At 65.6% G+C, this 546-nt stretch carries 1 protein-coding gene; it reads left to right on the forward strand.

What is annotated here, in order from left to right; all coding sequences use genetic code 11:
• Positions 1-546 (forward strand): phage/plasmid primase, P4 family (locus AC1DWF_RS37800; RefSeq protein WP_476843537.1); only part of this gene is annotated, 546 nt, incomplete at both ends.

Here is a 546-nt window from a genome sequence, read left to right on the forward strand (position 1 = left end):
GCCCTGCTCTTCGGGCACGGCCCCGGCGGCAATGGCAAGTCGGTGTTCCTCAACACCGTGGCGAACATCCTCGGCGACTACGCGACCACGGCCGCCATGGACACCTTTACGGCCAGCCTCGCCGATAGGCACCCGACCGACCTCGCCATGCTCCGCGGTGCCCGGCTGGTGACCGCATCGGAGACGGAGGAGGGTCGCACCTGGGCCGAGAGCCGCATCAAGCAGATGACCGGCGGCGACCTCATCGCGGCGCGCTTCATGCGGCAGGACTTCTTCACCTTCCGTCCGCAGTTCAAGCTCACCATCATCGGCAACCACAAGCCACGCCTGAAGAACGTGGATGAGGCGATGCGCCGGCGCTTCAATCTCGTCCCGTTTATTCACAAGCCGGCGAATCCCGACCGTGATCTCGAGTTGAAGCTTCGCCTCGAGTGGCCGGGGATCCTGGCCTGGATGATCGAGGGCTGCCTTGCCTGGCAGGCGGATGGCCTGACGCGGCCCAAGGTGGTGATCGCGGCGACGGCGGAATACTTCGATGCACAGGAC

The sequence above is a fragment of the Aminobacter sp. P4_D5 genome, assembly GCF_056401815.1.